This window comes from Enterobacter genomosp. O, from assembly GCF_001022965.1.
GTDB lineage: Bacteria > Pseudomonadota > Gammaproteobacteria > Enterobacterales > Enterobacteriaceae > Enterobacter > Enterobacter cloacae_L.
In genome coordinates this window covers 691,521-705,132 of the sequence record NZ_LECZ01000026.1, presented here as the reverse complement: position 1 = coordinate 705,132, position 13,612 = coordinate 691,521, and the positions used below count along the sequence as shown (strand labels likewise).

At 59.1% G+C, this 13,612-nt stretch carries 12 protein-coding genes; 3 read left to right on the top strand and 9 right to left on the bottom strand.

Annotation, left to right across the window (positions count from 1 at the left end; translation table 11 throughout):
- Nucleotides 1-88: 88 nt before the first annotated feature.
- Entirely contained in the window at nt 89-1,345 is a 1,257-nt protein-coding gene (locus ABR39_RS17125) for a nucleoside permease (protein WP_047347894.1), read from the top strand.
- 79 nt (nt 1,346-1,424) lie between these two features.
- Here the strand turns inward: ABR39_RS17125 and citG are convergent, their stop codons facing one another.
- Genes citG through ABR39_RS17085 form a run of 8 tightly spaced genes read right to left on the bottom strand, consistent with a single transcriptional unit; the run spans nt 1,425 to nt 8,733 of the window.
- Nucleotides 1,425-2,228 carry a triphosphoribosyl-dephospho-CoA synthase CitG gene (citG, locus tag ABR39_RS17120; RefSeq protein ID WP_047347893.1) on the bottom strand — a complete coding sequence of 268 codons (804 nt, stop codon included), beginning with the start codon at nt 2,226-2,228 and terminating at the stop codon, nt 1,425-1,427.
- A complete protein-coding gene (gene citX / locus ABR39_RS17115; protein ID WP_047347892.1) occupies nt 2,206-2,745 on the bottom strand; it encodes a citrate lyase holo-[acyl-carrier protein] synthase in 540 nt (179 codons plus the stop codon). Before citX ends, citG begins: the two co-directional genes overlap by 23 nt.
- Nucleotides 2,746-2,747: 2 nt before the next feature.
- Nucleotides 2,748-4,265: a citrate lyase subunit alpha gene (gene citF, locus ABR39_RS17110; protein WP_047347891.1), complete on the bottom strand. Its 1,518-nt coding sequence runs from the start codon at nt 4,263-4,265 to the stop codon at nt 2,748-2,750.
- Between the two features lie 10 nt (nt 4,266-4,275).
- Nucleotides 4,276-5,151, bottom strand: a complete 876-nt coding sequence (citE, locus tag ABR39_RS17105) for a citrate (pro-3S)-lyase subunit beta (protein ID WP_047347890.1) — start codon at nt 5,149-5,151, stop codon at nt 4,276-4,278.
- Nucleotides 5,148-5,441: a citrate lyase acyl carrier protein gene (gene citD / locus ABR39_RS17100; protein ID WP_023333363.1), complete on the bottom strand. Its 294-nt coding sequence runs from the start codon at nt 5,439-5,441 to the stop codon at nt 5,148-5,150. Before citD ends, citE begins: the two co-directional genes overlap by 4 nt.
- Before the next feature lie 16 nt (nt 5,442-5,457).
- Nucleotides 5,458-6,480, bottom strand: a complete 1,023-nt coding sequence (gene citC / locus ABR39_RS17095) for a [citrate (pro-3S)-lyase] ligase (protein WP_047347889.1) — start codon at nt 6,478-6,480, stop codon at nt 5,458-5,460.
- 10 nt (nt 6,481-6,490) lie between these two features.
- On the bottom strand, nt 6,491-7,354 hold the full coding sequence (locus ABR39_RS17090; protein ID WP_047347888.1) for a fumarylacetoacetate hydrolase family protein: 864 nt from the start codon (nt 7,352-7,354) through the stop codon (nt 6,491-6,493).
- A 17-nt stretch (nt 7,355-7,371) separates the two neighbouring features.
- Nucleotides 7,372-8,733, bottom strand: a complete 1,362-nt coding sequence (locus ABR39_RS17085) for a 2-hydroxycarboxylate transporter family protein (protein ID WP_047347887.1) — start codon at nt 8,731-8,733, stop codon at nt 7,372-7,374.
- Nucleotides 8,734-9,078: 345 nt separating this feature from the next.
- Between ABR39_RS17085 and ABR39_RS17080 the strand changes: the two genes are divergently transcribed.
- Both ABR39_RS17080 and ABR39_RS17075 read left to right on the top strand, forming a co-directional pair.
- Nucleotides 9,079-10,704 (top strand): ATP-binding protein, encoded by a 1,626-nt coding sequence (locus tag ABR39_RS17080; RefSeq protein ID WP_047347886.1) that lies wholly within the window; start codon nt 9,079-9,081, stop codon nt 10,702-10,704.
- Complete coding sequence (locus tag ABR39_RS17075) at nt 10,694-11,386, top strand: response regulator (RefSeq protein WP_047347885.1); 693 nt, start codon at nt 10,694-10,696, stop codon at nt 11,384-11,386. Before ABR39_RS17080 ends, ABR39_RS17075 begins: the two co-directional genes overlap by 11 nt.
- A gap of 87 nt (nt 11,387-11,473) precedes the next feature.
- On the opposite strand, the gene ABR39_RS17070 is transcribed toward ABR39_RS17075, so the two are convergent.
- Nucleotides 11,474-13,609: an ornithine decarboxylase gene (locus ABR39_RS17070; RefSeq protein ID WP_047347884.1), complete on the bottom strand. Its 2,136-nt coding sequence runs from the start codon at nt 13,607-13,609 to the stop codon at nt 11,474-11,476.
- Between the last annotated feature and the right edge of the window lie 3 nt (nt 13,610-13,612).

The following is a 13,612-nucleotide window of genomic DNA, read 5'->3' as shown; positions in this document are numbered from 1 at the left end:
TCGTTGCCAACTGATAGAATTGCATCAAATAACAACCCTGAATGTTTCTATAACAACATATCTCCCGCTCACTTGTGAGGAAAGTAACATGAACCTTAAGCTGCAGCTTAAAATATTGTCGTTTCTGCAGTTCTGCCTGTGGGGTAGCTGGCTGACTACACTCGGCTCCTATATGTTTGTGACGCTCAAGTTCGACGGTGCGTCAATCGGTGCCGTATACAGCTCGCTCGGTATTGCGGCTGTCTTCATGCCAACGCTGCTGGGGATCGTGGCGGATAAATGGTTAAGTGCCAAATGGCTGTACATGCTTTGCCATCTGGTGGGCGCGGGGACGCTGTTTATGGCAGCCCAGGTGACCACGCCGGGGGCGATGTTCATGGTGATCCTGCTTAACTCGCTGGCCTATATGCCAACGCTTGGGCTGATCAACACCATCTCCTACTACCGCCTGAAATCTGCGGATATGGATATCGTGACTGATTTCCCGCCAATCCGTATCTGGGGCACCATCGGCTTTATCATGGCGATGTGGGGCGTGAGCTTCGCGGGCTTTGAACTGAGCCATATGCAGCTCTACATCGGTGCTGCGCTCTCCGTGGTGCTGGCGCTGTTCACCCTGACGCTGCCAACCATTCCGGTTTCAAACCAGCAGAAAAACCAGAGCTGGAGCACCATGCTCGGCCTGGATGCCTTCGCGCTGTTTAAAAACAAACGCATGGCGATCTTCTTTATCTTCTCCATGCTGCTGGGCGCGGAACTGCAGATCACCAACATGTTCGGCAACACCTTCCTGCACAGCTTCGATAACAACCCGCTGTTCTCCGGCAGCTTTATCGTTGAGCATGCGTCAGTGATGATGTCCATCTCTCAGATCTCTGAGACGCTGTTCATCCTGACCATCCCGTTCTTCCTGAGCCGCTACGGCATCAAGAACGTTATGCTGATCAGTATCGCGGCGTGGATGTTGCGCTTCGGTCTGTTCGCCTACGGCGACCCAAGCCCGTTCGGCACCGTGCTGCTGGTTCTGTCGATGATTGTTTACGGCTGCGCCTTCGACTTCTTCAACATCTCGGGTTCCGTGTTTGTGGAAAAAGAGGTGAAGCCTGAAATCCGCGCCAGCGCGCAGGGCATGTTCCTGATGATGACCAACGGCTTCGGCTGTATTCTGGGCGGTGTGGTGAGCGGTAAAGTGGTTGAGATGTACACCACCAACGGTATCACCAACTGGCAGCCGGTGTGGCTGATCTTCGCGGCGTACTCGCTGGTGCTGTTCTTCGCGTTTATCGTGCTGTTCAAGTACAAGCACGTTCGCGTGCCGAATGGTGCACAGCCGATCGCGCATTGATTGTTATGCCCGGTGGCGCTGCGCTTACCGGGCCTACAAAACCAGACCGTAGGCCGGGTAAGGCGTAGCCGCCACCCGGCTATTTTATTGCAGAGAGCACCCACCCCACCGACAGTAAATCCGCGCTGCCGCCGGGGCTCAGGTTCCGTTCAATCAATGCGTTATCCATTCTGAGCAACGCCTCGCGGTCCCAGCCGTCAGCCAGCAGTTCCCGCGCATAGCCCTGAACGTAGCGCAGCCCCTCAATGCCGCCGCGCGAAACCAGATTGCTGTCCTGATTTATCGCCATCAGGCGTAACAGCAGGCCGTGAAGTGAACGTCCGTTCCACTGCGCCATCGCCTTACGCGCCGTCGCAAAGCCGCTCTCAGCCTCACCGCGCGCGCCGGTAAATCCGTACCGCTGATACTGCCGCTCCCCCGCCGTCGCCTGTCCGCTGCGCCCGGCCAGCTCCCGCGACACCAGCCCGCTGCAGATGTTACTCACCTCACAACAGAGGCTGTCTGCGGAGATATCTTTCACACGCCCGGCGGCGAAGCACAGTAAACCCAGGGCAAAAATCCCGCCCTTGTGCGTGTTCACTCCGTTCGTCGCGGCGTACATCGCCTGCTCGCAGGCCATCCCCATCGGCCGGATAATCCTTAACTGTTCGGCAGCAGGTTTATCTGCATGCGCGCGACCGAGCTCGGCAAAGCGCGAAAACCACGGCGCAATCGCCGCGATGCTGCGGACAAACAGCGCGTGGTCCATATCTCGATGGGAACCGTTATTAAGCTTGTCTACCAACCCCGGCTTGGGCGTCAGCTCCAGCTCCTGCCACAGCGCCGCTTCGGCAAGCGCGGGCACGTCAGCCGGGCGGGGTTTAGTCGCGAGCAAACCAGTCATCGATCGTCTTCTCCACGCGGGAAACCACCTGCTCAACGGGATGATTGCGCGAGCGGGAGCAGGCGTGTGCGGGCTCGTCGCAGATCAGGCAGCGTCGAAGATTGGTCCCCAGCGACTGACGCCCGACGTGGCCGTGCTGCGGGCAGATCACATCCAGATCCCACAGCCTGCCGAGCGGGTGCGTCTGCTCCAGCTCCGCGCAGTGCGCTTTGATTTCCACAGCAGGATGGGCCACGCACCACATGGCTTCCGGCCCGGTCGGGAGCCACAGCACCTGGCGGTCCAGCACCTGCCAGCGGTTTTCCCACAGCAGCTGATCGCACATCTGCAGCGCCACGCCCATGGTGTTGCGATAGCGCAGGCTGTCTTTGATCTCCCCAGGCGTGACCAGCGTGAGGGAAATCACCGGTTGTTGATAGTGCTCAAGCATGTCAGCCTGGCGCGCTGCGCGGCGCTCTTTCGCCGCCAGCAGTTCGTCCAGGCTGACACCCGCCCGCACGGGTGTCGCTGAAATCATACTTACTCCTTCACCTGTCGTACGGTGTCGATCACGCTGCCGTCGCGGTAGCGGATCACCCCGACGATTTTGTCGGTAAATTCAATCGGTTTAGGTTCACCTGTCAGGGAAATCGCCCGCTCAAAGAGCGCGTTGATATCCACGATCTTCAGCCCTGCTTCCATGAGTCTTTCGCGGATCTCCGGGCGCGCCGGGTTGACCGCAATACCGTGGTCGGTGACCAGCACGTCGATGCTCTCCCCCGGGGTGAGGCGCGTGGTGACGCGCTTCACGACCGTCGGTATGCGGCTGCGCAGCAGCGGCGCAACCACGATGGTCAGGTTCGCCGCGGCGGCCACGTCGCAGTGCCCGCCGGACGCACCGCGCATCACGCCGTCGGAGCCGGTGATGACGTTGACGTTGAAATCGACGTCAATTTCCAGGGCGCTGAGGATCACCACGTCGAGCTGGTCGCAGCTTGCCGCCTTGCTGCCGGGGTTGGCGTAGACGTTAGTGGAGATCTCCACGTGGTTCGGGTTGCGCGCCAGCGAGGCCGCCGCCTGGCCGTCAAAGCACTGGGTATCGAGCAGCTTTTCGATCAGCCCCTTCTCGTGCAAATCCACCAGGCTGCCGGTGATGCCGCCGAGCGCAAAGCGCGCCTTCACGCCGCTGCGCTCCATTTTCTCCTCCATAAAGCGCGTGCAGGCGGTCGCCGCCGCGCCGGAGCCGGTCTGCATCGAGAAGCCCGGTTTAAAGTAGCCGGAGTGCTCAATCACATCCGCCGCGTAGCGGGCGATCATCAGCTCGCGCGGGTTGCTGGTGACGCGCGCCGCGCCGACGCTGATTTTCGCCGGATCGCCCACGCTGTCGACCTGCACAATGTAGTCCACCTGGTCCTGCACCAGGCTGGCGGGCATATTGGGGAACGGCACCAGCTCTTCGGTCAGCAGCACCACCTTGCGGGCAAAGTGCGCATCCACCATGGCGTAGCCCAGCGAGCCGCAGCAGGATTTACCGTGCGTGCCGTTGGCGTTGCCAAATTCATCGCTGCACGGCACGCCGAGAAACGCCACGTCGATATTCAGCTCCCCGTCCTGGAGCAGCTTCACGCGCCCGCCGTGGGAGTGAATTTGCACCGGCTCGTCCATCAGCCCGTGGGAGATGGCCTCCGCCAGCCTGCCGCGCATCCCGGAGGTGTAAATCCGGGTGATAACGCCGCTTTCAATATGTTCGATCAGCGCGTCGTTGCAGGTCATCAGCGAGCTGGAGGCCAGCGTCAGGTTTTTAAAACCCATCCGCGCCAGCAGCGCCACGACGGTGTTGATCACCCGGTCGCCTTCGCGGAACGCGTGGTGGAAGGAGATGGTCATGCCGTCCTGCAGGCCGCAGCGCTTAACCGCCTCTTCAATGGAGGCACAGAGTTTGCGGCTGTGCTTCGCGTCACTGTCCGCCAGCCACGGCGTCGCGCTGTGGGCAGTATCAAACGGTTTTAAGTCCCGCAGATGGGGAAAATTCACGTGAAGAAGTTCTGTCTGATTCATCATCTCATCCTTACCGACGCACGCCGGAGGCCGCCGCGCGCTCCAGCACCACCTGCGCGTGGTTAATAATCGGTGCATCCACCATTTTGCCGTTGAGCGACACCACGCCCAGGCCGTTACGCTCGCCCTCTTCTGCCGCCTCAATCACCCGCTTAGCGTGATCCACCTCTTCCTGCGTCGGGGCGTAGGCGTTGTGCAGCAGGTCAATCTGGCGCGGGTTAATCAGCGATTTGCCGTTGAAGCCCATCTTGCGGATCAGATCGACCTCGCGCAGGAACCCGGTCTCGTCGTTAACGTCTGACCACACCACGTCGAAGGCGTCGATGCCCGCGGCGCGGGCGGCGTGCAGCACGGCGCAACGGGCGTAGAACAGCTCGGTGCCGTCGCCGCGCTCGGTCTGCATGTCCATCACATAGTCAAAGGCGGCCAGCGCAATCCCGATCAGGCGCGGAGAGCTGCGTGCAATCGCCACCGCGTTAATCACGCCAATGGCCGATTCAATCGCCGCCATCACGCGGGTGGAGCCGACCTCGCGGCCGCACTCCTGCTCGATACGCTCGAGGTGACCTTCCAGTTCGTAGATATCGTCCGGAGTGTCGGTCTTCGGCAGACGGATCACGTCCACGCCGGCCCGCACGGCGGCCTCCAGATCCAGCAGGCCAAACGGCGTGCTGAGCGGGTTAATGCGCACCACGGTTTCGATATCCTGATACATCGGGTGCTGCAGCGCGTGGAACACCAGCATGCGCGCGGTGTCTTTCTCGCGCAGGGCAACGGCGTCTTCAAGGTCAAACATGATGGAGTCCGGGCGGTAGATAAACGCGGTTGAGAGCATGGCGGCGTTGGCGCCCGGCAGGAACAGCATACTGCGGCGGAGTTTGCTCATTTCAGCGCCCCCCAGTTGATGGCCTGGTCATCGGCGGCACGCATCAGCGCGCTTTGCAGGCGAGCGCGGATCACACAGTCCAGCGCCCCTTTGTCTTCAATAATGATAAGTCCCTGGTGCACGTTCATGGCGCGCAATGTGTCGTTGACCACCTGGCGAATTTGCTCGCCAAACTGCTTAATCACTTCACTGTGGATGACTATCTCCAGCTCGCCGTGAGCGGGAGCGATTTTCACCATCAGGTCGCTGGACTCCTGCGTTCCGGCCAGCGCCTCCCTTACAATTTTCATGATAAATTCCTGGTAGTTAAGCGACTTCCGCACTCGCACGGTAATGTGCTTCGAGATGCGCGAAGGTGGAGTCCGGGACGATCTCCCGGATCCGGGAAAACTGCTGTGTCTTCAGTAAGCGGCGCACTTCGGACGCCGAAATGGCGTTGCCGGTGGCCTTGATGCGCGGCATTTCCACCACCTCGATATGCGAGGCCAGCAGGTCGTGCAGCGTCTGGTTGTACTGACGGGTGATGTCGCAAAAGGGCTCCGAGCCGATAAAGCGATGCGTGATGCCCAGCGCCGGGGCGATAAAGTCCCGGAAGATCAGCACGTCGATCTCGCTCCACGCCTGCTGTACTTTGCCGGTCTCCTTCAGGAAGTAGGCCGGGAAGGTGGCGCGGGAGATGATGTACTGCGACCCTTCATGCACCACGACGTTCGGCAGGTGCGCCACGCCCGCGCGCACCATCTCGAGGCGGGCGCTGAACGGGAAGAACGACGCGTCTTCTCGCACCACGAACAGGTGCAGGGCGTCGCACCGCGCCGCCGCCTGCTCCACCAGATGGCGGTGGCCGAGGGTGAACGGATTGGCGTTCATCACTATCGCGCCAATGTTTTCCCCGCACCTGCGCTTCGCCGAGAGCGAACGGCAGTAGCGCTCGATCCCCTGCGGGGTGTTCTCCATCAGCACGGCGTTGTTTCCGCTCTGGGCAATCGGCCAGAAGCCGCTGCGGGCAAAGCGCTCCCGGTTGCACGGGCGGGTGCAGAGGAAGAGGTGAAAATGGCCGCGCTCCAGCGCCGCATTTTGCACTTCCGCTAGCAGCCGCGCGCTGAGGTTCTCGCCGCGAAGCTGCTCGTTGACCGCCACGCATTTGATGACGTTGGCGGCAAGCCCTGCGCAACCCACCAGCTGCGGGCCGGACCAGGCTTCGACAAACAGCGTGATGTCGTTGTCCAGGCCAAGGCCGCTGTCTGCCAGCAGGTAACGGATCTGGCTTAAGCGTTCCGGGTGCTTCGCCACCAGCGTGTGGCGAAAATCGATGGGTTGACTGTTCATGCCGCCTTTCTCAGTGTGCCGCCGCAAGCCCGACGGCTGGCGCTTCCACAATCACGTTACTCAGATGACCGATATGCTCGATCTCCACCTCAATGCGATCGCCCTCTTTCATAAACAGCGGCGGGTTACGCTTTTTACCCACGCCGCCAGGAGAGCCGGTGATGATCACGTCGCCCGGGCTTAAGCGGGTAAAGGTGCTGATGTACTCGATCAGCTCCGCAACCTTGTGGATCATGCTGCTGGTGTTGTCTTCCTGCACCATGCGGCCGTTCAGCCAGGTGCGGATCGCAAGCTGGTGCGGGTCCGGGATCTCATCGGCCGTTGCCATCCACGGGCCGAACGCGCCGGTCTGACGCCAGTTTTTACCGGCCGTAAACCAGGTGTGCTGCCAGTCGCGGGCGGAGCCGTCCATGTAGCAACTGTACCCGGCCACGTGGCGCAGGGCGTCGTCGCGGCTGATGTTCTCCCCGCCTTTGCCGATGATCACCGCCAGCTCGCCTTCGTAGTCGAATTCGCTGGAGTGGCGCGGCTTCAGCACCGGCTCGTTGTGTCCGGTCTGTGAATCCGGGAAGCGGACAAACAGCGTCGGGGCCGGGTTATGCTGGTCAAACTCCTTGCGCTTGTCGGCGTAGTTCATGCCCACGCAGAGGATTTTTTCCGGCTGCACGATCACAGGTAAGAAGGTGATGGCGCTCAGCGGCACGTCCACGGCATCGTTCAGATAACGGGTGGCCTGCGCCAGCCCGTTGCCCTGCAGCAGCGCCTTGAGGTCGCCGTAGCGGTCGCCGAGACGGCGGCCTAAGTCAATCACGCCGTCGGCCTGGACGATGCCGTAGCTGCGTTTTCCCTGGTATAAAAAGCTTGCGAGTTTCATTGTTCTTTCCTGAAAACTTAAACGAGGAAGTTGCCCAGAATCAGCAGTGAGATAGAGACGTTAATCGCGCCGCCGATACGGGTAGCAATCTGGGCGAATGGCATCAGGCTCATGCGGTTGCCTGCGGTCAGGATCGCCACGTCGCCGGTACCGCCCTGGCCGCTCTGGCAGCAGGAGACGATGGCGACATCAATCGGGTGCATACCAATCTTTTTGCCGACGAAGAAGCCCGTGGCGACCAGTGCAGAAACGGTGCTGACAATCACCAGCAGGTTGCTGACGGTGAACGCCGCCACCAGTTCATGCCACGGGGTGATGGCCACGCCAACGGCGAAGAGAATCGGGTAGGTCACGGAGGTCTGGAAGAATTTGTACACCACCTGCGAGCCTTCCAGCAGGCGTGGAGAGGCGCCGTTGCAGAGCTTCACCAGCACCGCCATAAACAGCATGCCGACCGGAGCAGGCAGGCCAATCAGCTTGTGGCCGAGCATGCCCAGCATGTAGAGCAGCACCGCCAGCAGCGCGCCAGAGGCGATGGTGGTCACGTCCGCCTTGCCGGAGAACGCAGGCTGAGAGACGGTAGCATCTGCATTCGCGCGGTTAGGCATCAGCTGGCCTTCACCGGTCAGGTGCGGGTAGCGTTTACCAAGCTGGTTCAGGCAGCCGGAGATGATGATCGCCGTCAGACCGCCGAGCATCACCATCGGCAACACGCGACCGAGCGCCACGCCCTGGTCCATATGCAGCAGGGTGGCATAGCCGATGGAAAGCGGGATCGCCCCTTCCCCTACCCCGCCCGCCATAATCGGCAGAATGATAAAGAAGAAGATCTGGAACGGCTCAAGACCCAGCGCCAGGCCGACGCCCATCCCCACCAGCATGCCGACGATTTCACCGCACAGCATCGGGAAGAAGATGCGCAGGAAGCCCTGGATCAGCACCGTGCGGTTCATGCTCATGATGCTGCCGACAATAATGCAGCAGATGTAGAGATAGAGAATGTTGGTGGATTTGTAGAACTTGGTGGTGGACTCGACCACCACGTCCGGCAGCAGACCGTAATAGACCAGCGCGGAAGGGATAAAGGTAGCGCAAATTGCCGCCGCGCCGAGCTTGCCGACAATCGGCAGGCGTTTGCCAAACTCGCCGCAGGCGAAGCCGAAGAAGGCCAGCGTCGCCACCATCACCACGATATCGCTCGGCAGTTTTCCACCCAGGCAATCAATGGCAATCAGTACGCCCGCCAGAACGAACAGCGGCAGAGGAATAATCCCGATTTTCCAGGTATCCATAATATGCCACCAGCGCTCTTTGAGCGAAGGTCGCTGAATTTCAATCGGGTCGTGGGTAACAGAGAAAGAATCGTCAGTTGTGCTCATAATAAGCCCCTTAGTTATTTTGTGCGTTCAGCTTAGAGTCACAAAGGCTTACTTTATGTGAGGAATGGCATATTAAAAGCGAAGTTTTAATGGCCACTATGGTTTTAATGGTTTCTTTTATTTAATGTGATTTATGCCTTATTTATTGTCGTGGTTTTTATGGTTTCTTTTCTGAATTGAACAAACAAATAACATTTACTTGTGCAGCCTGAGGCACGTTAGCCTTTAGGATAAATCTTTTACAGCCCCTGCTGTGCAAGGGATCACAAGTTTTCGGCAAAGCGGGCATCCGCACGAAAAAAGATGATATATTGGCGATCTTTGTCGCTACCTCGCGTGATAGTTATGAAAGTCTCTTTCCAGATTAAGCTGTTTATTTCGCTGGTTGCCTTTTTCTCAGTACTTTTTGCGCTACTGGGCGGATATTATTATGCCGATGTCGGCAAACAGCTTTATCAGGAAATGAGCGCCCGCGCCAAAATACAGGCTGAAGAGATTGCGCTTATTCCGACATTACGTGATGAAGTCGAACAAAAGAATATCAGCGCCATCCATGATTTTATGCAGAAGATGTCCGCGCACAGTGACGCCAGCTTTATTGTCATAGGCGATAATAAGGGCCAGCATCTTTTTCACTCCGTCTTTGCCGACAGAGTGGGTACGACGCTGGTAGGCGGTGACAATGAGGCCGTTTTACAGGGTAAAAGCACCACCACCATCCGTAAAGGGGGGCTGGGCATTTCGCTGCGCAGTAAGGCCCCCATCTTCAACGATGCCGGGCAGGTGGTCGGCATTGTTTCGGTAGGCTATCTCACCAGCTACCTTGATACCATTACCGTCACTAAAGTGGTCAATATCCTGATTGCCGCCGTGCTGCTGCTGTTTGCCCTGTTTGTCTTCTCCTGGTTCTTTACCCGCAGCATTAAGAAGCAGATCTTCTCCCTCGAGCCGCGAGAGATCGGGCTGCTGGTGCGCCAGCAGAAGGCGCTGATGGAGTCTATTTATGAAGGGGTGATTGCCATTGACGATCGGCGGCGGATTGAAGTGATCAACCAGGCGGCGCGCAAGCTGCTGGGCCTGAGCCAGCCGGCCCGGGAGCTGCGCGGGCAGCTGATAAGCCAGGTTATCGATCCGGTCCCGTTCTTCGATACGCAAACGATGCTGGCGAAAGATACCCATGACGAGATTTGCCGTTTTAACGATCTCACGGTGATTGCCAGCCGGGTGCACATCATGCTTGAGGGATCGCTGCAGGGCTGGGTGATCACCTTCCGCGATCGCAACGAGATCGACTCGCTGAGCGCCCAGCTCAGCCAGGTAAAACGCTATGTCGATAACCTGCGCATTATGCGCCACGAGCAGTTAAACCGAATGACCACGCTCTCCGGTCTGCTGCATATGGGCCGCTATGAGGAGGCCATTGGCTACATTCAGGCCCAGTCGGAGCATGCCCAGGAGCTGCTGGACTTTATCTCTTCGCGCTTCAGTTCCCCGACCCTGTGCGGCTTGCTGCTGGGCAAAGCCGCCCGCGCGCGGGAGAAAGGCGTCGAGCTGTGTTTCGACCCGGCGTGTCGTCTGGACAGGCCGTTCCTTCCACTGGGGGAGCAAGAGCTGATTTCGATTATTGGCAACCTGCTGGATAACGCCATCGAAGCGACGCAGCGCTCACCGCTTCCCCATGCGCCGGTGGAGGTGCTGATAAAACTCAGCGAACAGGAGCTGATTATTGAAGTGGCCGACCAGGGCGTTGGCATTAAACCGGAGATCCGCGACAGGATCTTTGAACGCGGCATCACCACCAAAACACGCGGCGATCATGGGATTGGCCTGTATCTGATCGAAAGCTATGTCACACAGGCTGGCGGCGCAATAGAAGTTGCCGATAATACGCCGCGCGGCACCATTTTCTCATTGTTTATCCCTGCCACGGGAATCGCCCGGCAACTGGAAGACACCGACTATGCAACATGAACTTATCGACGTACTGATTGTTGAAGACGAGAGCGAGCTGGCGCAACTGCACGCGGAGCTGATAGGCAAGCATCCGCGTCTGAGGCTGGTGGGCATTGCCTCGTCGCTGGCAGCGGCCCAGGCTGAGCTTGAAAGCAAACAGCCGCAGCTCGTGCTGCTGGATAACTATCTGCCTGACGGCAAAGGGATCTCGCTGATTAATAACCCCATGCTGGCCCGCGCCAACTGCTCGGTGATTTTTATTACCGCCGCCAGCGATATGGACACCTGCAGCCAGGCGATCCGCAACGGCGCGTTCGACTACATTCTCAAACCCGTCTCCTGGAAGCGGCTCAGCCAGTCGCTGGAGCGGTTCGTGCAGTTTGCCGAACAGCAGCGCGTCTGGAAGATTGTCGACCAGCAGAACGTCGATTCGCTCTATCAGCTGCAGGCGAAAAACTACCGCCAGGACAACGGCAGCAAGGGCATTGAGGAAAATACGCTGGCGCGCGTGCAGACGCTGTTTAACGACAAAGCAACGCACTGCTTTACCGTGGATGAAGTCGTGAGCGAGACGGGACTGAGTAAAACCACCACCCGGCGCTATCTGGAGCACTGCGTGGAGACCGGGTTTCTCAGCGTGGAGATGCTGTACGGCAAGATTGGGCATCCGAGGAGGATGTACCGCCGCGCAGAAGCCTGAGCAGAATTGTAGGCCCGGTAAGCTTGCGCCACCGGGCAAATCGCCGGGTGGCGCTAACGCTTACCCGGCCTACGTTAGAGAGAGGGTCTACTTTAATACATACCCATACAGCCGCTTAATCCCGTCGGCATCCTTCTCGCTGTACACGCCCTGCAGCTCCGGCGAGAAGCCCGGCAGCAGGTTGATGCCCTCCTCCAGCGCCAGGAAGTAACGCTGCACCGCCCCGCCCCAGACTTCACCCGGCACCACGCACAGCACGCCTGGCGGATAGGGCAGCGCCCCTTCGGCGGCAATGCGCCCTGCGGCATCCCGTATGCGAACCAGCTCCACCTCCCCGCGAATATAGGCCCGGTTTGCATCCTGCGGGTTCATCACCACTTCCGGCAGGCTCTCCTTACGGAACATCGCCTTCTGCAAATCTTTTACGTCAAAGCTGACGTAGAGATCGTGCATCTCCTGGCAAAGCTGTCGGAGCGTGTAATCCCGGTAGCGCACCGGGTATTTCTGGAAGATGGTCGGCAGCACGTCCGCCAGCGGCGTATCGTCCTCAATGTGCTGTTCAAACTGCCCCAGCATCGCCACCAGCTGCGCCAGCTTCTCGCTGCTTTCGGCAGGCGTCAGCAGGAACAGGATCGAGTTGAGGTCGCATTTTTCCGGCACGATGCCGTTTTCACGCAGATAGTGCGCCAGAATCGTCGCCGGGATACCGAAATCCGTGTACTCCCCCGTTTCGGCATCGATGCCCGGCGTGGTCAGCAGCAGCTTGCACGGGTCGACAAAGTACTGCTCGCGGGCATAGCCCTCAAACCCGTGCCATTTGGCACCCGGCTCAAAGCTGAAGAAGCGCAGCTCGCTGGCAATAGCGTGAGTCGGATGATCCTGCCACGGCCGCCCCGCCACCACCGGTGGGATAAACGGTTTGATCATGTGGCAATTCGCAACGATCGCCTTGCGCGCTTCAATCCCCAGCTCGACGCACTCCGCCCACAGCCTGCGCCCGCTTTCCCCTTCGTGGATTTTTGCGTTCACATCCAGCGCCGCGAACAGCGGATAGAACGGGCTGGTTGAAGCATGCAGCATAAACGCGTTGTTAAGACGCTTGTGCGGGCAGAAACGCGCCTGGCCGCGAATGTGGTTATCCTTTTTATGGATCTGCGACGTTTGCGAGAACCCGGCCTGCTGTTTATGCACCGACTGGGTGACAAAAATGCCCGGATCGTTCTCGTTCAGCTCCAGTAACAGCGGGGACGTTTCCGCCATCATCGGAATGAACTGCTCGTAGCCCACCCACGCGGAGTCAAACAGAATGTAGTCGCACAGGTGGCCGATCTTGTCGATCACCTGACGGGCGTTGTAGATCGTCCCGTCGTAGGTGCCAAGCTGAATGATCGCCAGGCGGAACGGCCGTGCCACGTCGGCCTTTTCCGGCGCCGCCTCGCGGATCAGCTCCCGCAGATACCCATCGTCAAAGCAGTGCTCGTCAATCCCGCCAATAAAGCCGAACGGGTTACGCGCTGCCTCAAGATAAACCGGCGTGGCACCCGCCTGGATCAGCGCCCCGTGGTGGTTGGATTTATGATTGTTACGATCGAACAGCACCAGGTCGCCGCGAGTCAGCAGGGCGTTGGTCACCACCTTATTGGCCGCCGACGTACCGTTCAGCACGAAGTAGGTTTTATCCGCGTTGAACACTTTTGCCGCAAATTTTTGCGCATGCTTGGCGGATCCCTCGTGGATCAGCAAATCACCGAGCTTGACGTCGGCGTTGCACATATCGGCGCGGAACACGTTCTCGCCGAAGAAGTCATAGAACTGGCGCCCTGCCGGGTGCTTTTTGAAAAACGCGCCGTGCTGGTGGCCCGGACAGGCAAAGGTGCTGTTGCCCATTTCAACATACTGGCTCAGGGTGTCGAAAAACGGCGGCAGCAGGTTCTCTTCGTAACGGCTGGCTGCGGTCTCCAGCTCCAGAAACTCCTGAGCTTTACCCGAGATGACCGCGGTAGCGCCATCGGGCACTTCCGTGGGCTCCTGCGAGAAAATGAACACCGGAAGCTGAAAGCCCGTGCGTTTCAGCAACGCAAGAATGCCGCTGCGACTTTCCGTCGTCGTCATGACGACGGCCGCCACATCGGTGAAATCCGTGTTATCCAGCGTCACCTTTTCACGGTGCGTAGACACGGTAGAGAGCAGCTCGCGGCTGACGGCGATTTTCAAGGTTTTCATAAG